Origin of the sequence: Allobosea sp. BK604, from assembly GCF_004341515.1 — a bacterium.
GTDB lineage: Bacteria > Pseudomonadota > Alphaproteobacteria > Rhizobiales > Beijerinckiaceae > Allobosea.
In genome coordinates, this window is sequence record NZ_SLZF01000005.1 from 71560 (window position 1) to 91707 (window position 20148).

The following is a 20148-nucleotide window of genomic DNA, read 5'->3' on the forward strand; positions in this document are numbered from 1 at the left end:
GTCACAGTGCGGATGCCGCCGGCCGGTTCGAGATCAACGGTCCAAAGGACCACCAGCGGAGGGGAATGATGATGAAGATGTCTCGCGGACTCCTGTCGGCATGCGCGGTCGCCGCCGCCTTGAGCCTGTCCCATACCGGCGCGCGGGCCGACAAGGCCAACGACACGCTGACTTTCGCTACGGCAAGCGAGGTCGACACGGTCGACCTCTACTACCAGAACCTGCGCGAGGTCGTGATCATCGCCCAGCAGATGTGCGATACCTTGATGTATCGCGATCCGCGCTCGAACGAGTACAAGCCGCTGCTCGGCACGAGCTATCGCTGGATCGACGACAAGACGCTCGAGTTCAAGCTGCGCAAGGGCGTCAAGTTCAGCAACGGCAAGGAGCTGACCGCCGCCGACGTCGCCTATACCTTCAACCATACCCGCCAGCCCGATAGCGGCGTCGTCACCCGCCTGCTCGTCGACTGGATCGACAATGTCGAGGCGCCCGATGCCGAGACGGTGATCTTCAAGGCCAAGGCGCCGACGCCGGCCGCGATCGAGTATCTCTCGGGCATCACGCCGATCTATCCGGCAGGCCATTACGACAAGGCGCCGACCGTCCAGACCGGCGGCAAGCCGCGACGCGACTGGGGCGCGGTCGCGCCCGTTTGCGTCGGCCCCTATAATCTCAAGGATTTCAAGTCCGGCCAGTCGGCGACGCTGGTCAAGAACCCCGATTATTTCGCCGAGAGCCCGAAGGGCAAGCCGCAGATCGGCACGCTCGTCTTCAAGACCGTCCCCGACACCGACACCCAGCTCGCCGAGCTCGTCACCGGCGGCCTCGACTGGATCTGGGGTGTGCCCTCCGAGAACGCCAAGCAGCTCTCGGCCATGCCGAATGTCACGGTCAAGGCGGCGCCGACGACGCGCATGTCCTTCCTCTCGCTCGATGCGGTCGGCCGCTCCGGCGACAACCCGATGAAGAACGTGCTGGTGCGCCGGGCCATCTTCCACGCCATCGACCGGCAGGCGATCGCGCGCGATCTCGTCGGCGAGGGCGCCGAGGTGCTGCGCCTGATGTGCGACGCGCGCCAGTTCGGCTGCGCCGCCGACATCAAGGACTATGCCTATGATCCCGCCAAGGCCAAGGCTCTCCTGGCCGAGGCCGGCTATCCGAAGGGCTTCAAGATCCCGATCTATTCCTATCGCGACCGGCCCTATACCGAAGCGGTGATGAACTACCTGCGCGCCGTCGGCATCGATACCGACCTGCGCTTCCTGCAATGGAAGGCGCTGCGGCCGGCGCTGCAGGAGGGCAAGACCGAGCTCGCGCATCTGAGCTGGGGCTCGCAGGGCGTGCTCGACGCCTCCGCCTCGGTGAGCAACTACTTCAAGTTCAGCATCGACGACTATGCCCGCGACCAGCAGGTCAAGGACTGGCTCGACGAGGCCGACAGCGCCATCGACCCGGCCAAGCGCAAGGAGCTCTACGGCAAGGCGCTCGCCCGCATCAACGACCAGGCCTATATGGTGCCGCTGTTCAGCTACGGCCGCACCTACGCCTTCAACAGCGATCTCGACCTGCCGGTGACGCCGGACGAGCTGGCGCATTTCTACCTGGCGCGCTGGAAGAAGTGAGTCTTCCGGAGCAGCCGCCGCAGGATCGTTGAAGCATGTTACGTTTTCTGGCGCGGCGGCTGCTCGTGACCGCCCTGGTCATCGCCTGCACCTCGGTGCTGGCCTTCTCCCTCGTCCATCTCTCCGGCGACCCCGCCGCGGCGATGGCGGGGGAAGGAGCCACGGCCGCCGATGTCGAGGCGGTGCGCCGGATCTACGGCTTCGACCGACCGCTCTACGTCCAATATGGCGACTGGCTCGGCAAGATCGCCTCCGGCGAGTTCGGCCGCTCCTTCTACCTGCGTGAGAGCGTCGTCAACGTGCTGGCCGAACATGCCCCGGTCACCGCAAGGCTCGGCCTGATGGCGCTCGGCTTCGCGCTCTGCCTGTCCATCCCGCTCGGCATCCTGGCCGGGCTCTACCGCAACACCATGATCGACCGGCTGGCGCTCGCGCTTGCCGTGGCCGGCCAGGCGCTGCCCTCCTTCCTGTTCGCCCTGCTGCTGATCTACGTCTTCGGCGTGCAACTGCGCTGGCTGCCGATCTCGGGAGCCGCGACCTGGCTGCATTTCATCCTGCCCGCGATCACGCTCGGCTATTACGCCGCCCCGGCGCTGATGCGGCTGACGCGCTCGGGCATGATCGAGGTGATGCAGTCCGACCATGTCCGCACCGCCCGCGCCTATGGCCTTGCCGCCTGGCGGGTCGTGATCCGCCATGCGCTGCGCAGCGCCATCATCCCCGTCGTCTCGCTCGCCGCGGTCCAGCTCGGCTTCATGCTCGGCGGCTCGATCGTGGTCGAGACCGTGTTCTCGCTGAAGGGGCTCGGCCTGCTCGCCTGGCAGTCGATCCAGCGCTCCGATATCGAGGTCATTCAGGCGATCCTGCTGCTGATCGCGCTGGTCTATGCGGTGCTGACGCTGCTCGCCGACATGCTGAATGCCCTGCTCGACCCGCGGATCAGGATCATATGACCGCCGCCGCTCCCATCGCCGCTTCTGCCATCGCGCTGGCGCCGAGCCCGCGCCAGCTCGCGATGCGCCGCCTGCTGCGCCATGGCAGCTTCTGGATCGGCGGCGGCGCGCTCGCGCTGATCATCCTCGTCGCGCTCCTCGGCCCGCTCGTGCTCGGCCAGGATCCGACGGTCCAGGATCTTGGCAATCGTCTCGCCGCGCCGGTCTGGGCGCCGAAGGGCAGCTGGCTGCATCCGCTCGGCACTGACCATCTCGGCCGCGACCTGCTGGCGCGCCTGATCGACGGGGCGCGGGTCTCGCTCTTCATCGGCTTCGCCACGGTGCTGGTCTCAGGCGTCATCGGCACGGCGCTCGGCATGGCCGCCGGCTATTTCGGCGGGCGGGTCGATCTCGTCATCAATTTCCTGATCACCATCCGGCTGACGCTGCCGGTCGTGCTGGTCGCGCTCGTCGTCGTCGCCGTCGTCGGCAGCTCGCTGACGATCCTGATCCTGGTCATCGGCCTCCTGCTCTGGGACCGGTTCGCGGTCGTCACCCGCAGCGCCACGCAACGCCTCGCCCATAGCGATTTCGTGGTCGCGGCGCGGACCATCGGCTCGTCGACTCCGCGCATCCTGCTGGTCGAGATCCTGCCGAATATCGTCGGCCCGCTGATCGTTGTCGCCACGGTCGAGATCGCCCATGCCGTGCTGCTCGAGGCGGCGCTCTCCTTCCTCGGCCTCGGCGTCAAGCCTCCCCTCGCCTCCTGGGGCCTCATGGTGGCCGAGGCCAAGAACCAGCTGCTGTTCCGCCCCTGGCTGATCGCCATCCCCGGCGCGGCGCTGGTCACGCTCGTGCTGGCGATCAACCTGCTGGGCGATGCGCTGCGCGACGTCGTCGCTCCGGAGGGCCGGGCATGACGCGGCTGATCGAGATCGCCGGGCTCAGGATCACGATCCCGACGGCGCAGGGGCAGCTCTTCCCGGTGCGCGGCATCGACCTGCATGTCGAGAAGGGCGAGACGCTGGCGATCGTCGGCGAATCCGGTTGCGGCAAGAGCCTGACGGCGCTGTCGCTGATGGGGCTCGTGCCGCAGCCCGGCCGGGTCGAGGCGGACAAGCTCGCCTTCCAGGGCTCGTCCCTGCTCGGCATCGGCGAGTCGGCCTGGCGGCGGCTGCGCGGCCCGCGCATCGCGATGATCTTCCAGGATCCGATGACCTCGCTCGACCCCTGCTACACGATCGGCAGCCAGATGACCGAGGTCATGCGCAGCCATATGCGCCTGAGCGCGCGCGAGGCGCATGAGCGGGCGCTGACCCTGCTCACCCGCGTCGGAATCCCATCGCCGGCGGCGCGGCTCGCGCAATACCCGCACCAGCTCTCGGGCGGCCTGCGCCAGCGCGTCATGATCGCGATGGCGCTGTCCTGCGAGCCCGACCTCATCATCGCCGACGAGCCGACGACCGCGCTCGACGTCACCACCCAGGCCCAGATCCTCGGCCTGCTGGCGAAGCTGCAGGACGAGACCGGCATCGGCATCGTGCTGATCACGCATGATCTCGGCGTCGTCGCCAGCGTCGCCCACCGCGTCGCCGTGATGTATGCCGGCCAGGTCGTCGAGACCGGCACCGCCAGCGAGATCCTCACCAGCCCGAGCCACCCCTATACGGAGGGCCTGCTGCGCGCGATTCCCGTTCCCGGCCGCACGGCCCGCGGCGCCCAGCTCGGCTCGATCCCCGGGATCGTGCCGCCGCCGAAAGGCGCCGTGGAGTCCTGCCTGTTCATGAAGCGCTGCCCCTATGCGAAGCCGCATTGCGCCGATGGCCCCGTCCCGCTCTGGGCGACGAAGGGCGCTCACCAGATGCGCTGCGTGCGCCCCGTCGCCGAACGGGCGGCCGAGCCGGGCTATGCCGCCCTGACGGATGCCATGTCATGAGCGACGTTCCTGGTCTCAGCCAAGTGCCTGCCCTCAGCATCGTCGGAGCCACCCGCGACTATGCGGTCAACCTGCCCGGCGGCCGGCGCACGCTGCGGGCGCTGCGCGGCATCGATCTCTCGGTCGGGCAAGGCGAGGTCGTCGCGATCGTCGGCGAATCCGGCTGCGGCAAGACAACCCTGTCGCGACTCTGCCTCGGCATCGAGCCACCGACCTCCGGCAGCGTCGCGCTCGCCGGCAAGCCGATGAACGCCTTCGGCCGGCTGGAGCGGGCGAGCCTGATCCAGCCCGTCTTCCAGGACCCCTATTCCTCGCTCAACCCACGCCAGACGCTGGGCACGATCATCGCGGCGCCGCTCGTCGTCCGCGGCGAAGGCTCGGCGCGCAGCCGGCGGCAGGCGGTGACGGAGATGATGCAGGCCGTCGGCCTGCCGCCGCACCTGCTCAACGCCTATCCGAGCCAGATCTCCGGCGGCCAGCGCCAGCGCGTCGCGATCGCCCGCGCCCTGATCGGCACGCCGCGCATCCTGCTCTGCGACGAGCCGACCTCGGCGCTCGACGTCTCCGTGCAGTCGCAGATCATCAACCTGATCGGGGAGATGCAGTGCCGGCTCGGCCTGACCGTGCTGCTGATCAGCCATAATCTCGCGGTGGTCTACCACCTCGCCGACCGGGTGGCGGTGATGTATCTCGGCACGATCGTCGAGACGGGCGCGACCGAAGAGCTCTACGCCCGCCCGCGCCACCCCTATACGCGCGCGCTGCTCGACGCCGTCCTGCCGCCCGTGCCGGGCGAGCGGCCGCGCTATGCCGATATCGGCGCGGAGGCGCCCAATCCGGTGGATCCGCCATCGGGATGCCCGTTCCATCCGCGCTGCGCCCATGCGACGGATCTCTGCAAGGCCGAGATGCCGGCGCGCTCGGGCAACGACGCCAGCTATGTCCGCTGTCACCACCCCCTGCAGGGTTGAGAGGCCGATCCGGCAGCACGCGAGCGGCAACGTTTCGTCCGGTTTCGCCCCGAGGAGCCCGCCGCACCAGGGTGGGTTGCCTCGCCGGCTCGATATTGTGTCGCGGAAGACACGGTTGCCTAAGAAGCGAGCAGAGTTGGGCGAAGCTGCGCACCCGGCCTTTCGGAGGGGATTCCATCCATCCTAACCTCGGCGAGGCTACGACGGGATTCGGCTATGCGTAACGGCGACGTGAAGGCTTCTGGAGCGGGGAAGCGCGAGGATCGGACGGTTCGTCGGAGACTCTCTTACCGGTCACATTTCGGACGCTCGGTGTCGGTGCTGGCCCTGCTCTGTGGCTTTTCAGCTGCCGGCACATACGATGCGCAGGCGGCATGTTTCGCTGCGGGTGGCACCATCACCTGCAACGGCGCGGCCAATCCGCTGGCGCCGTCCTACGCAAACGGCGGCAATAATCTAACCGTCAATATCAATGCGGGTGCCGGCGTCGGCGTGCTGCTCGGCGTCGGCGGCACCGCGATGACGTTCAGCGGTAACAATGTGTCGTTGAACAATGCCGGCACCATCGATCCGATGCTTCTGGGCCAGGGCTCGATTCTGTCCTCGGGCCTGGTGATCGGCAACGCGAATGCGAGCACCGTGACCGTGAACAATAGCGGCGTGCTGCGCGGCACCAGCGGTCTTCTTGGCGCCAACTTGCCCGGCCTGACCGGAATGGCGCTCGCGCTCCAGAACGGAACCGGCGGCGTTTCGACCGTCACGAACACTGGGACGATCGCGGTATCGCCGCTCGCGGGACTCAGCGTGGCGACGGGCGACATGCCGGCCGTTGCCATCTATGGCGGCGGGCAGGTCAATTTCACCAATTCCAGCACCGGCATCATCAACGGCCGCGTTGCCTTCCAGGCGCCGGGCACGCCCGGAGTGGGCAACAGCTTCATCAACGCGGGCACCATAACCGGCAGCGTCTCGCTCGGCGCCGGGACCACCAACACCTTCACGGCCAGGACCGGATCGAGCGTCACGGCCGGTCTCGGGACGTCCGGCAATACGCTCGGCGTCACCGGCCTCAGCCTGAGCTTCGCCGCGGCAGGTGTCGTCGATGGCGGAGCCGGGGGGAACAACACGCTCCAGCTCAATCAGGCCGTGGGCGGTCCGGCGTCGGGCGCGCTCAGCCTGGCGAACTACATCAATTTCAACACGCTCGACGTTCAAAGCGGCGACTGGACGCTGAGCGGCATCTCGACCGCGTCTTCCGTCACCCTCGGCGGCGGCTCGGTGACAATCGACAATGCCGGGGCGTTCGGCTCGTCAACCATTCAAGCGAGCGGTACGGGCATCGGCTCCTCGGTCGCCGGGCTCGACCTGACCAACGCCATCGTGATCGGCTCAGGTGGCCTGACCGTGCAGGGGGCGCAGGACTTCACCTTGTCAGGCGTGCTCTCCGGCACGGGCGGCCTCACCAAGACCGGCATCGGCACGGTGACCCTGGCCGGCGCGAATACCTATACCGGCAGCACCACGATCGATGCCGGTACGCTGGCGCTCGCGGCCGGCGGCAGCATCGCCGGAACGGGAGCGTTGAACCTCTCCGGTGTCGGCGCGGTCCTGGATATCAGTGCGTCAGGCGCGAACCAGACCATCGGCGCGCTGTCGGGCGTTGCCGGGAGCGCGGTCTCGCTTGGCGTCAATGCGCTGACGATCGATAGCGCGGCCAACGCGACCTTCGCCGGCACGATCGGCGGCACCGGCGGCCTCGTCAAGCAGGGCTCCGGCACGCAGGTCCTGAGCGGCGCGAACACCTATACCGGCGGCACCACGATCGACGCGGGCACGCTCGCTCTCGGAGCCGGCGGCAGCCTCGCCGCGGCTGGCTCCGTCAACGTCGCTGCCGGTGCGACCCTCGACATCAGCGGCTCCGGCACGAACCAGACCATCGGCGCGCTGATCGGCGGTAATGGCAGCAGCGTCGCGCTCGGCGTCCATACATTGACCTTCGGCGATGCGACCAACCAGAGCTTCGGCGGCAGCATCGGCGGCACCGGCAGCCTCACCAAGGCCGGCTCGGGCACGCAGACGCTGACCGGCGCGAACACCTATACTGGCGGCACGACGGTGAGCGGCGGCGCGCTGGCGCTGGGTGCCGGCGGCAGCCTCGCCGCGACGGGCGCGGTCACGCTCAGCAGCGGCGCTTTCGACATCAGCGCCTCCGGCGCGAACCAGACCATCGGCGCCCTGTCCGGCGCTGCCGGCACCGCCGTCACGCTCGGCGCCAACACGCTGACCTTTGGCGATGCGACGAACCAGAGCTTCGACGGCGTGATCTCGGGTACGGGCGGCCTCGTCAAGCAGGGCGCAGGCTCGCAGGTGCTGACCGGCGCGCAGGCCTATGGCGGCAGCACCACGATCAATGGCGGCCTGCTTCGCGTCGAGGGCTCGCTTGCCAGTGCGGCGGTGACAGTCGCGGCCGGCGGCACACTAGGCGGCTCCGGCAGCATCGCCGGCGCGGTCACGGTCGCCGATGGCGGCATCCTGGCGCCGGGCTCGAGCCCGGGGACGCTGACGGTCGGCTCGCTCGTGCTCAACAACCAGTCGCGGCTCGGCTACGAACTCGGCACGCCCGGCGTGGTCGGCGGCAATCTCAATGATCTCGTCGTGGTCAACGGCGCCCTCACGCTCGACGGCGTACTCGACATCACGCCGCAGGCCGGCTTCGGCGCCGGCAGCTACCGGCTGTTCAACTATGCCGGTGCGCTGACCGATGGCGGCCTGCTCTTCGGCATCGTGCCGGCCGGCTACGAATTCAGCGTCGACACCACGCATGCCGGCGAGATCAACCTCCTCGCCAGCGTCGCCACGCTGCAATTCTGGAACGGTGCGCGGACGACGGCCGACGGCAGCGTCCATGGCGGCAGCGGCACGTGGGATGCGGCGAGCACGAACTGGACAGGTTCCTCGGGCAATGTCGCCTCGGCCTGGTCGAACCTGACCGCGGTCTTCGCCGGCCCAGCCGGCGGCTCCGTGACGCTCGCCGGCAATCAGCAGGTCGCGGGCCTGCAATTCGCCACAGACGGCTACGTCCTGAACGGCCCCGGCGCTCTGCAGGTCGCCGGAGCGACCGAGCTGCGCATCGATCCCGGCCTCACCGCGACGATCAACGCCGTGATCGAAGGCACGGGCGGCCTGACCAAGACGGGCGCCGGCACGATCGTGCTCGCCGGCAGCAACACCTATGCCGGCGGCACCACGATCAATGCCGGTACGCTGCAGGTCGCGTCCAACGCCAATCTCGGCGACGCAGCCGGCGGCCTGACCTTCAATGGCGGCACGCTCGCGACCACGGCGGATTTCGCCATGTTCCGGTCGGTCACGCTGGCCGGCACCGGCAGCGTCGATGTCGCGGCCGGCACCCAGTTCGAGCTCGGCGGGGCTGTGGCGGGCATCGGCGGCCTGACCAAGCGCGGCGCCGGCACGCTGGTACTTTCCGGCGTCAACACCTCTTCCGGCGGCACCACGGTGTCGGCCGGCGTGCTGCAGGCCGGCAGCGCTGACGCGCTCGGCTCGGGCGCGCTGGTGCTGGACGGCGGCACGTTCAGGGCCGGCACCAGCTTCATCAACAGTTTCGCCAATGCGATCAAGGTCAACGCCAGCGGCGGCGCGGTCGATGTCAACGGCCAGGTGATGACGCTCTCGGGCGGCATCAGCGACGGCAACGGCGCCGGCGGGGCGCTCGCTTTCGTCAATAGCGATAGCCATATCGGTGCAGTCGAGCTCGGAGGCGCCAACAGCTATAGCGGGCCGACCTCGATCGGTGCGGGCGTGAAGCTGACCGCGCTGACCGACGCCGCCTTCTCGCCGAACTCGGACGTGACGCTCGCGGCAACCGGCGCGCTGATGGTCAATGGCCACAGCACGACCGTGCGCTCGCTCGCGGGCTCGGGCCTCGTCGTGAACGGCCACGACACGCAGCTCGGCACGCTCACCGTCGCGCTGCCCTCGGGCGCCGCCACCTTCGCCGGCACTCTCAGCGACGGCGAGCCGGGCGACGCGGCGCTGACGCTGGTCAAGGCCGGCGCCGGCACGCAGATCCTGAGCGGCCGGAACAGCTATACCGGCGGCACGACGATCAGCGGCGGCACCTTGCAGCTTGGCGACGGCGGCACCTCCGGCTCGATCCTGGGCGACGTCGCCAATAACGGCACGCTCGCCTTCAACCGCTCGGGCGCCATCGTCTTCTCCGGCGCGATCACGGGCAGCGGCGCGCTGCGCCAGGACGGAACCGGGACGGTGGTCCTGACCGGGACGAACAGCTATGCCGGCGGCACCACGATCGCGGCCGGCACTTTGCAGATCGGCAATCGCGGCACCACGGGCTCGATCACCGGCGACGTGGTGAATAACGGCACGCTCGCCTTCAAGCGCGCGGATAATGTCAGCTTCTCCGGCGCGATCTCGGGCAGCGGCGCGGTCGAGCAACTCGGCCCCGGCACCGTCACGCTGACCGGCACCAACACCTATACCGGCGGCACGACGATCACGGCCAGCTTGTTCTCGCTTGCCGACGATGCCGCCAATAGCGGCACGCTTGCCTTCAACGGCTCGGAAGCGCTGAGCTTCACCAGCTCGAACACCTATACCAGCGGCACCACGGTCTTGGGCAGCGGCACGCTCACCCATACGGGGATCCCGGCCGGCACCTTGCAGATCGGCGATGGCGGGACGACCGGCTCGATCCTGGGCGATGTCGCCAATGATGGCACGCTCGCCTTCAACCGCTCGGATGCGGTCAGTTTCGGCGGTGTGATCTCGGGCCGCGGCCAGGTCGCGCAGCTCGGTGCGGGCACGCTCACGCTCACAGGTGCGAATACCTATAGCGGCGGCACGCTGATCTCGGCCGGCACGCTGGTCGGCTCGGCCACGAGCTTCGGCAGTGGCACGATCCTGAACAAGGCCGCGCTGGTGATCGACCAGCCCGGCAACGCGGTCCTCGCCAATGCGATCGACGGCACCGGCTCCTTCACCAAGCGTGGCGCCGGCAGCCTCAACCTGACCGGGATCAGCGGGCTCACCGGTCCGACCACGGTCGCGGCCGGGCGGCTCGCGGTCAACGGCTCGCTCGCCCACTCCACCGTCACGGTCCAGGACGGCGCCATCCTCGGCGGCAACGGCACGCTGGGCGGGGCCATCATCCAGGCCGGCGGCACGATCGCTCCCGGCAACTCGATCGGCACGCTCACTATCAACGGCGACCTCGTGCTGGCGCCGGGCTCGATCTATGATGTCGAGATCGCCGGCAATGGCAGCGCCGACCGGATCATCGTCTCCGGTTCGGCGACGGTGACCGGCAGCGAGGTGACGTTCACCGCACTCGATCCGCAGACGAGTTACCAGCGGGGCCAGCGCTACACGCTGATCAGCGCGACAGGTGGCGTCAATGGCGCCTTCGCCCAGGTCACCACCACATCCGCCTTCCTGGATGTCGGGCTCGACCCGAAGACCGGCGAGGTCGATCTCACCATCAACGTCAAGAACGATCCTGGTGCTCCGACCGGTCCCGGCGCGGCGCCGGCCGTGTTCCAGATTGTGGCGGCGACGCCGAACCAATACGCCACGGCGGTCGGGCTCAACAGCCTGCCGCAGGTCGGCGGGACGCTGGCGCTCTATAACAGCCTGCTGATGCTCGATGCGGCCACGGCGCGGAGCGCCTTCGACCTGCTCTCCGGCGAGATCCATGCCTCGGCCAGGACGGCGCTGGTCGAGGAGAGCTCGACCCTGCGCAACACGATGAACGACCGGCTGCGCTCGGCCTTCGGCTCTGTCGGCGCGGCGCCAATGGCGACCATGAACTATGGCTTCACCGCCGATCTTGCGCCCGCCGTGAAGGGGCCGCTGCCCCGGCTCGCCACCGAACGCTTCGCCGTCTGGGGCCAGGGCTACGGCTCATGGGGAAGGACCGATGGTGACCGCAACGCACAGAAGCTGACGCGCTCGACCGGCGGCTTCCTCATCGGCGCCGATGTCGCCGTGTTCGACACGATGCGGGTCGGCCTGCTCGCCGGCTACAGCCGCTCGGAGTTCGACGCCAAGGGAAGGCTCTCTTCGGGCGAGAGCGACAATTACCATATCGGCCTCTACGGCGGCGGACAGTGGGGCGCGCTCGGGCTCCGAGCCGGTGCGAGCTACACCTGGCATGATGTCGAGACCAGCCGCACGGTCGCCTTCGCCGGCTTCGGCAACAGCCTGAAGAGCGACTACAATGCCGGCACGGCCCAGGTCTTCGGCGAGCTCGGCTACCGCTTCGATGTCGGGCAGGTCGCGCTCGAGCCCTTCGCCGGCCTCGCTTACGTCAACCTCCACACCGACGGCTTCAACGAGACCGGCGGCATCGCCGGTCTCTCGGGCCGTAGCGACGACACCAGCCTCGGCTATTCGACGCTGGGCCTGCGCGCCTCGACCTCCTTCGCGCTCTCGGGCATGGACCTGACCCTGCGCGGCGGCCTCGCCTGGCGCCATGCCTTCGGCGATGTCGACCCGCAGGCGACGCTCGCCTTCGCCGGCGCGAACCCGTTCACGGTCTCGGGCCTGCCGATCGCCAGGAACGCGGCGCTGATCGAGGCCGGGCTGGATGTCGCGATCAGCAAGAGCGCGACGCTCGGTGTGTCCTATACCGGGCAGCTCGCCCAGGACGCGCAGGACCATGCGTTCAAGGCGAATTTAGCCGTCAGGTTCTGACGGCAAGAACGACCGGAGGCGCATGCCGGGCTCCGGTCGGCAAGCCAGTCTTGACGCCGCCCGCGCCGGGCCGTGATACAGCGGCGCATGGCCGAGCGCTTTACCCTCATCGAGCCCATCACCGTGCGGCAGGAGATCAGGAAGAGCCGCTTCATCGGAACGGCCGGCCCGGTCGCCGACGAGGCCGGCGCCCGGGATTTCATCGCGACCTGGTCCGATCCGGCGGCCAATCACAATTGCTGGGCCTGGCGTCTCGGGCAGGGCTATCGCTTCAACGACGACGGGGAACCGAGCGGCACTGCCGGCAAGCCGATCCTCGCTGCGATCGATGGGCAGGCTCTCGATGGCGTCGCCATTCTCGTGACCCGCTGGTTCGGCGGCGTTCTGCTCGGCAGCGGCGGGCTGATGCGGGCCTATGGCGGCACGGCCGCCCTTGGCCTGCGCGAGGGCAAGAAGGTCGCGCTGGTCGAAACCGCCACGGCGACGATCACCTGCCCGTTCGGCGATCTGGCGCGGGTCCAGGCGCGTCTCGAAGCGCTGCCCGGCGTGCAGTTGCGCGATCAGGCCTTCACCAGCACCGGCGCCGTGCTCTCGATCTCGGTTCCAAAGGAGGAAACCGATCTGGTGACCCGGTTGGCGACGGATCTCAGCAGCGGCCGCGCGTTCGTGCGATGGGACGAATGATGGCGCCGACACCGGCCCAAGCCTTCAGCGGTCGATAGCTGCCGGCCAGCTTGTCGGCGCAGGATGCTTGCTTCCAGGCCCAGGTCGAACATGGCGCAAGTCGACCGCGATCGAGCAGATCATCGAAGGCCGAGACTCAGCCGGGCATAGCTTCGCGTTATCAAGCCATGCAGCATTTCGATTTGACCCTCGGCCTCCATCCGCAGCCAATATCCTCGTAGAATTCGAGGAGTTGAAAGCGGTGCTGAGAATTGGCGTCGACGTCGGCGGGACCTTTACCGACTTTGCGGCATGGCGCGACGATCCGGCGAGCCTGACCACCTATAAGGTCTCATCGACCCCGCCGAACTTCATCGACGGCTTCAAGGCCGGCTTCGAGGAGATCGTCACGCGTCTCGTTCCGCGTCCGGGCGAGACGGTCGTCGTCATGCACGGCACCACCGTCAGCACCAATACGGTGATCGAGCGCAACGGCTCGGTGCTGGCGCTCCTGGTCACGCGCGGCTTCCGCGACATCCTCGATCTGCAGCGCTTCCGCCTGAACGACCCGATCCGCATCGATGCGGGCCGGACCGAGCCGCTGGTGCCGCGTCATCTCGTCTTCGAGGTCGACGAGCGGCTGGAGCCGGACGGCTCCGTGCACGCCCCGATCGCGATCGAGCAGGTCAGGCAGGCCGTGCTGGCGGCGAAGGCCGAGGGCGCGACCAGCATCGCCATCGCCTTCCTTCACAGCTATGCCAATCCGGACCACGAACGCGCCGCGGCCGCCGCAGTGGCAGAGGTGGCGCCGGAATTCGACGTCAGCATCTCGAGCGAAATCCTGCCGCGCATCGGCGAATACGAGCGCTCGATCGCCTGCGTGCTCAACGCCTATGTCCGCAAGCGGCTCGGCACCTATGTCGGCCAGGTCGAGGCCTATCTCGCCGAGCGGCTGGCCGGGACGCGGCTGTTCATCACCCGCTCCAATGGCGGGGCGCTCGCGGCGCAGGAGGCCCGCAGCTTCCCGATCCACACGCTGCTCTCGGGCCCTGCCTCGGGTGTGACGGCGGCGCGCTTCTTCGCCGCGGCCGAGCCCGAGCGGCGCTTCCTGACCATGGATATGGGCGGCACCAGCACCGACATGTCGCTGATCCTCGACGGCAGGCCGACCGTGACCAACGAGGCCAAGGTCGGCGATTTCCCGCTGACCATGACCGTCACCGGCATCGAGGCGGTCGGCGCCGGCGGCGGCTCGATCGCCTGGCTCGACGGCACGGTGCTGCGCGTCGGCCCGCGCAGCGCCGGGGCCTGGCCGGGCCCGGCCTGTTTCGGGCGCGGCGGCACGCAGCCGACCGTGACCGACGCCTATCTGCTCTGCGGCTATATCGACCCCGACAATTTCCTCGGCGGCCGGATGAAACTCGACATCGTGGCGGCGCGCCACGCTTTCGAACCGCTGGCGGCGAAGCTCGGCATCCCGGTCGAGGACGCTGCCGAGGCCTGCATCACGGTCGCGAGCTCGAACATGGTGGCGAAGGCCCTGCCCTATTTCGCCCGCCACGGTGTCGACCAGGAGGAGCTGACGCTCGTGCTGTTCGGCGGGGCGGGCTCGCTGCACGGTCCGCTGCTGGCGCATGAGCTCGGGATCAACCGCCTGCTGGTGCCGCGCACGCCTTCGGTCTTCTGCGCCTTCGGCGGACTGGTTTCCGAGCTCGTGCAGGACATGGTCGCCACCGTCTACGGTAGCGATTTCGACGGTCCGGCCCTGGCGCGGCGCTTCGGCGAGCTGGAACAGGGCGCGCAAACCTGGCTCGCGGCACAGGCCGGCAAGAGCGACCTCGTCGCCACCCGCACGGAGCATTGGGCCGAGATGCGCTATCTCGGCCAGTTCTTCTCGCTCAACGTGCTGCTGCCGGCCGAGGCGGTGGCGAAGGGCGACCTGACCGCGATCCACGAGGCCTATCACGCCGAGCACGAGCGGCTCTACAGCCACGCCGACCGCGAGGCGCAGATCGAGATCCTGGAGCTGCGCGTACGCATCGCCGGCGCCCTGCCGATGCCGGCGATGGATGCGATCGCGCTGGCCTCGCAGGAGCCCGGCCAGTCGCAGACGGCGCGCTCGCTGCGCTTCGACGGGACGCTCTATGAAGGCGCCCCCGTGCATGACCGCGACACGCTCGGCGTCGGCACGCGGGTCATAGGCCCCGCGATCATCGAGCAGAGCGACACGACGATCTTCGTGATCCCCGGCTTCGTCGCCGAGACGCAGGCCTCCGGCGACCTCCTGATGACGCGGGCGAACTGACGATGGATCCGATCCGCACTGCGATGATGAACAACCGCTTCACGGCGATCGTCGAGGAAGCCTCCGCCACGCTCTACCGCACCGCCTTCACCACCTATGTGAAGCTGGCGCAGGACTTCCAGTGCGCGCTGGCGACGCCGGAGGGCGAGCTGTTCTCGCATCCCGAACAGTCCGGCGTGAACATCTTCATGGGCCTGCCGCTGCACTCGACGCTCGATTTCATCGGCCGCGAGACGATGCAGCCTGGCGACGTCTACATCACCAACGACCCGTTCACGACGAACGGCATGGTCACGCATCTGATGGACGTGACGATGCTGCGGCCGGTCTTCCACGAGGGCAAGCTGATCGCCGTCGGCTGGACCTTCATCCACGCCTCCGACATCGGCGGCGGCGTGCCGGGCAGCATCTCGCCCTCCTTCACCGAGGTCTTCCAGGAAGGGGTGCGCGTCAGGCCGATGCGGCTCTGCCGCAACGACGAGATCGTGCCCGAGGTGCGCGACATCTTCCTCTACAACAGCCGCATCCCCGACGACATGTGGGGCGACTTCAAGGCCATGCTCTCGGCCTTGAAGGGCATGGAGCGGCGCCTCGTCGAGCTGTGCAAGCGCTACGGCGCCGAGCAGGTCTCGAGCGGCATGCGCGACGTGCTCGACTTCGCCGAGGCGAAGGCGCGCACGGTCATCGCCGCGATCCCGGACGGGACCTACTCGTTCTCCGACTATGTCGAGCTGCTGAAGCCCGGCCACTACGCCCATATCATGACCACGCTGCGGATCGAGGGCGACGGCATCGAGGTCGATTTCACCGGCTCCGACCCGCAGGTGCCGGCGGCGTATAACTACACGACGGGCGACCGCACCCATCCCTATCTCGTGCAGGCGCTGCTCAACTTCATCCTGACGCAGCAGCCCGACACGCCCCGCAATGGCGGCCTGCTCCGGCCGATCAAGACGATCGCGCCGCGCGGCACCATCGTGAATGCGGAGCTGCCGGCCGCGGGCGGCGCACGCGTCGCCTCGAGCGCCCGCGTGTTCGACTCGATCATGGCCTGCCTCAACCAGGCGGTGCCCGGCGGCGTGCTGGCGAGCGGCCCCGGCCAGATCGGCATCATGGCGCTGAGTGCGCCGCATCCGCGCACGGGCAAGACGACGGTCGGCGTCGTCAACCCGCTGATCGGCGGCAGCGGCGGGCGCGCCACCTGCGACGGCGTCAACGCGGTTGACCCGCGCTTCGGGCAGGTCAAGAGCGTGCCGACCGAACTGATCGAGGCCGACACCGTGCTGCGCGTGCGCCGCTTCGCGCTGGTGCCGGACAGCCAGTCGCCCGGCGAGCGCCAGGGCGGCGCGGCGCTCATGATCGAGCTGGAGAATACCGGCTTCGAGGCACTGACCACGGTGCGCGGCATGAACCGCTTCCATTTCCGCCCCTGGGGCTTCAAAGGCGGCGCCCATGGCCGGCTCGGCCAGGCGATCCTCAATCCCGGCCGCGCCGACGAGCGCAATCTCGGCAAGATCGACGTGCTCAAGCTTGCCGCCGGCGACGTGCTGCGCATCACGACCTCGGCCGGAGGCGGCTTCGGGGATCCGCTGGACCGCGCGCTCGACGCGATCGCGCGCGATTTGCGCTCCGGTCTCGTCACCGCAGCCCATGCCGAGCGCGTCTACGGGCTCGTCTTCGGCGCGGACGGCACGATCGATGCCGACGCCACGGCGGCGCGCCGGGCGGTGCTGCGGAAGGCGGCGCCGGAGCTTTTCGACTACGGCCCCGAGAAGGAAGCCTACAACAGGATCTGGCCGGCGCAGATGCGCTCGAGCCTCGCCATCAAGGTGCTCGCCCAGAAGCCGGCGCTGCGCCAGAACCTGCTCGTGCTGGTCGAGCAGGCACTGACCCGGCGGGGCGCCACCGTCGACGAGACGAGCCTCGACGCTGCGCTGGCCGAAGCGCTCGACGAGCTGAGCGGGCGGGCAAGGCGGCGCGAACCTGCCCCGCGCATGGCGGCGCAGTGACCATGACGGCAGCCGCGGACATCACGGTGATCGGCGGCGGGCTCGTCGGAGCCGCGATCGCCTTCGGCCTCGCGCAGCAGCCCGGCATGCGGGTCGCGGTGCTCGACGAGGGCGATATCGCGCGCCGGGCCTCGCGGGCGAATTTCGCGCTGGTCTGGGTCTCGTCCAAGGGCGTCGGCATGCCCGAATACGCGACGTGGTCGATGGACTCCGCCGATGGCTGGGCCGGGCTCGCCGCATCGGTGCGCGAGATATCCGGCATCGACGTCGCCTATGAGCGGCCCGGCGGCTTCCTGATGTGCTTGTCGGATGCCGAGATGGATGCGCGCATCCGCACCATGAAGGTGATGCAGGCGCAGACCGGCGCGCCGCAATATGCCTACGAAATCCTCGACCATGCAGGCGTCAGGAAGCGCCTGCCCGCGATCGGCCCCGACGTGGTCGGGGCGATCTATTGCGATCTCGACGGCCATGTGAACTCGCTGCGCCTGTTCCGCGCGCTGCATGTCGCCATGGCGCGGCTCGGCGTCTCCTACCGGCCCGAGCACCCGGTCGACACCATCGTGCCCGGGCAGGACGGCTTTCGCATTCGCGGTCCCTGGGGCGAGTTCACGACTGGACGCGTCGTCCTGGCGGCCGGGCTCGACAATGCGCGGCTCGCCGCCATGGTCGGCCTGTCGGCGCCGGTCGTGCCCAGCAAGGGGCAGATCATCATCACCGAGAAGGCGGCGCCCTTCCTGAACTACCCGGTCCAGACCGTGCGCCAGACCGACGAGGGCGGCGTCATGGTCGGCGACAGCCAGGAGGACCTGGGTTTCGACACGCAGGTGACCTACCCGGTGATCTCGGTGATGGCGCAGCGTGCGGTGCGCATGTTCCCGCTGCTCGCCGGGCTCAACGTGGTGCGCACCTGGTCGGCCTCGCGCGTGATGAGCCCGGACGGCTTCCCGATCTACGAGCAGTCGCGCGAATGGCCCGGCGCCTTCGTCGCCACCTGCCATTCCGGCGTCACGCTGGCGGCGGCGCATGCGCAGATCCTGGCCCCCGCGATCCGCGCTGGACGCCTGCCCGACGACCTGGCCTGTTTCTCGGCGAGGAGGCTGAATGTTCCGAAGGCTGCCTGAGAGCGAAGAGGTGACGGTCCGCTTCTCCATCGACGGCCGATCCGTCACGGCGCGGGCCGGCGAAACGGTCGCGGCCGCCCTTCTCGCGACGGGCGTCGTCTCCTGCCGGACGACGCCCGTCGGCGGGCAGAAGCGCGCGCCCTATTGCATGATGGGCGTCTGCTTCGAATGCCTCGTCACGATCGACGGCATCGGCAACCGCCAGGCCTGCCTCGTCCCGGTGAGCGAGGGCATGGCGGTCCGCAGCCAGCACGGCGCCCGCGCCATCGCCGACGAGCCTCTCGCGGAGGGCGCGCGATGAAGCAGCCGGGCACTGTCGGCGCGCTGGACGAGCGCTACGATCTTGCGGTCATCGGCGCCGGGCCGGCCGGGCTGTCCGCGGCGGCGGAGGCGGCAGAGGCCGGTCTTTCCGTGTTGCTGCTCGACGAGAACGGCGCCCCGGGCGGCCAGATCTATCGCGGTATCTCGGGCATGCCGGCGAAGCGCCGCGCCATCCTGGGCGCGGATTTCGTGCGAGGCGACGCCGTCGTCGAGCGCTTCGAGCGCAGCGCGGCGAGCTATGCCCGCCACGCCACGGTCTGGAGCCTGGCGCCCGACGGGCCGAAGGGCTTCGAGATCGGCGTCTCGCTCGCGGGGGCCGCCCGCCACATCCACGCGCGCGAGGTCGTGGCCGCGACGGGCGCGCATGAGCGGCCCTTCCCGATCCCGGGCTGGACCTTGCCGGGCGTCATGACGGCCGGTGCCGCCCAGATCGCGCTCAAGGCGAGCGCGCTCGTGCCGGCCGGGCGCGTCATCGTCGCCGGCTGCGGGCCGCTGCTCTTCCTCGTCACCGCCCAGCTCCTTGCCGCCGGCGCGGACATCGTCGCGGTGCTCGACACCGCCGAGCGCGGCAACTGGCGCCGGGCGCTGCCGCATCTGCCGGACTTCCTGCGTTCGCCCTATCTCGCCAAGGGCCTGCGCCTGATGCTGAAGGCCCGGCGGGCCCATTTCGCCGCCGGCGTGACCACGCTGAGGGCGGAAGCCGATGCGGACGGCAATCTCTCCCGCATCGTCTATGGCCAGGACGGCCGCGAGACGACGCTCTCCTGCGAGACGCTGCTGCTGCATCAGGGCGTCGTTCCCAACATCAACCTCGCCAATGCGGTGGGCTGCGAGCAGGACTGGGACGAGGCCGGGCTCTGCTTCGTTCCGCGCACCGATGCCTGGATGCAGACCAGCATTCCCGGCCTCAGCATCCCCGGCGACGGCGCGGGCATCCGCGGCGCGGAGGCCGCGACGCTTGGCGGCACGCTTGCTGCGCTCGGCGCACTCTGCCGGCTCGGCCGGCTGACCGCTGAGGAGCGCGACCGGCGCGCGACGCCGATCAGGGCGGAATTCGAGCGCTACTCGGCCGGCCGCGCCTTTCTGGACGCGCTCTATCGTCCGCCCAAGGCCTTCCGGGTGCCGGAGGTGGCCGAGACCATCGTCTGCCGCTGCGAGGAGGTCACGGCTGGCGAGATCCGCGAGGCCGTCGCCGGCGGCGTCACCGGCCCGAACCAGCTCAAGATCTTCCTGCGCTGCGGCATGGGTCCCTGCCAAGGCCGGCAATGCAGCCTCACGGTCACCGAGTTGATCGCCGATGCGCGCGGCAGCGATGCCGCGACGGTCGGCTCCTATCACCAGCGCCCGCCCTTCAAGCCGGTCACGCTCGGCGAGCTCGCCGCGCTGCCGACGACCCCGGCGGCGGTCAAGGCGGTGGTGCGATGACGCACGCGCCCGCCCTGTCCAGAGCATTTCCGTGTTTCCTCGAAGCGCGAAAATTCGCTGGTTCGCTGTTTCAACGCATTTTCTTCACGCAAACCGGCATCCACT

General features: G+C 69.1%; 12 protein-coding genes. All 12 read left to right on the plus strand.

Features of this window, described 5'->3' with window-relative positions:
* The first annotated feature begins 77 nt into the window (after positions 1 to 77).
* Complete coding sequence (locus tag EV560_RS16270; RefSeq protein WP_165923494.1) at positions 78 to 1625, plus strand: ABC transporter substrate-binding protein; 1548 nt, start codon at positions 78 to 80, stop codon at positions 1623 to 1625.
* A gap of 35 nt (positions 1626 to 1660) precedes the next feature.
* Complete coding sequence (locus tag EV560_RS16275) at positions 1661 to 2578, plus strand: ABC transporter permease (RefSeq protein ID WP_131856850.1); 918 nt, start codon at positions 1661 to 1663, stop codon at positions 2576 to 2578.
* The gene (locus tag EV560_RS16280) at positions 2575 to 3477 is read left to right on the plus strand and encodes an ABC transporter permease (protein ID WP_131856851.1); all 903 of its coding nucleotides are present in this window, start codon (positions 2575 to 2577) and stop codon (positions 3475 to 3477) included. Before EV560_RS16275 ends, EV560_RS16280 begins: the two co-directional genes overlap by 4 nt.
* Positions 3474 to 4493, plus strand: coding sequence for an ABC transporter ATP-binding protein (locus EV560_RS16285; RefSeq protein WP_131856852.1), 1020 nt, complete (start codon positions 3474 to 3476; stop codon positions 4491 to 4493). The genes EV560_RS16280 and EV560_RS16285 overlap by 4 nt, the downstream gene beginning before the upstream one ends.
* Positions 4490 to 5464, plus strand: coding sequence for an oligopeptide/dipeptide ABC transporter ATP-binding protein (locus EV560_RS16290; protein WP_131856853.1), 975 nt, complete (start codon positions 4490 to 4492; stop codon positions 5462 to 5464). Before EV560_RS16285 ends, EV560_RS16290 begins: the two co-directional genes overlap by 4 nt.
* Before the next feature lie 312 nt (positions 5465 to 5776).
* Positions 5777 to 12196 (plus strand): autotransporter-associated beta strand repeat-containing protein, encoded by a 6420-nt coding sequence (locus EV560_RS36420; protein WP_248312082.1) that lies wholly within the window; start codon positions 5777 to 5779, stop codon positions 12194 to 12196.
* 87 nt (positions 12197 to 12283) lie between these two features.
* On the plus strand, positions 12284 to 12880 hold the full coding sequence (locus tag EV560_RS16330; protein ID WP_131856854.1) for an IMPACT family protein: 597 nt from the start codon (positions 12284 to 12286) through the stop codon (positions 12878 to 12880).
* Between the two features lie 241 nt (positions 12881 to 13121).
* The gene (locus tag EV560_RS16335) at positions 13122 to 15164 is read left to right on the plus strand and encodes a hydantoinase/oxoprolinase family protein (protein ID WP_131856855.1); all 2043 of its coding nucleotides are present in this window, start codon (positions 13122 to 13124) and stop codon (positions 15162 to 15164) included.
* A gap of 2 nt (positions 15165 to 15166) precedes the next feature.
* Complete coding sequence (locus EV560_RS16340) at positions 15167 to 17173, plus strand: hydantoinase B/oxoprolinase family protein (protein WP_131856856.1); 2007 nt, start codon at positions 15167 to 15169, stop codon at positions 17171 to 17173.
* Between the two features lie 2 nt (positions 17174 to 17175).
* Positions 17176 to 18297, plus strand: a complete 1122-nt coding sequence (locus EV560_RS16345) for an NAD(P)/FAD-dependent oxidoreductase (RefSeq protein WP_131856857.1) — start codon at positions 17176 to 17178, stop codon at positions 18295 to 18297.
* Positions 18278 to 18598, plus strand: coding sequence for a (2Fe-2S)-binding protein (locus tag EV560_RS16350; protein WP_131856858.1), 321 nt, complete (start codon positions 18278 to 18280; stop codon positions 18596 to 18598). The genes EV560_RS16345 and EV560_RS16350 overlap by 20 nt, the downstream gene beginning before the upstream one ends.
* Complete coding sequence (locus EV560_RS16355) at positions 18595 to 20043, plus strand: FAD/NAD(P)-dependent oxidoreductase (RefSeq protein ID WP_131856859.1); 1449 nt, start codon at positions 18595 to 18597, stop codon at positions 20041 to 20043. The genes EV560_RS16350 and EV560_RS16355 overlap by 4 nt, the downstream gene beginning before the upstream one ends.
* Positions 20044 to 20148: the final 105 nt, after the last annotated feature.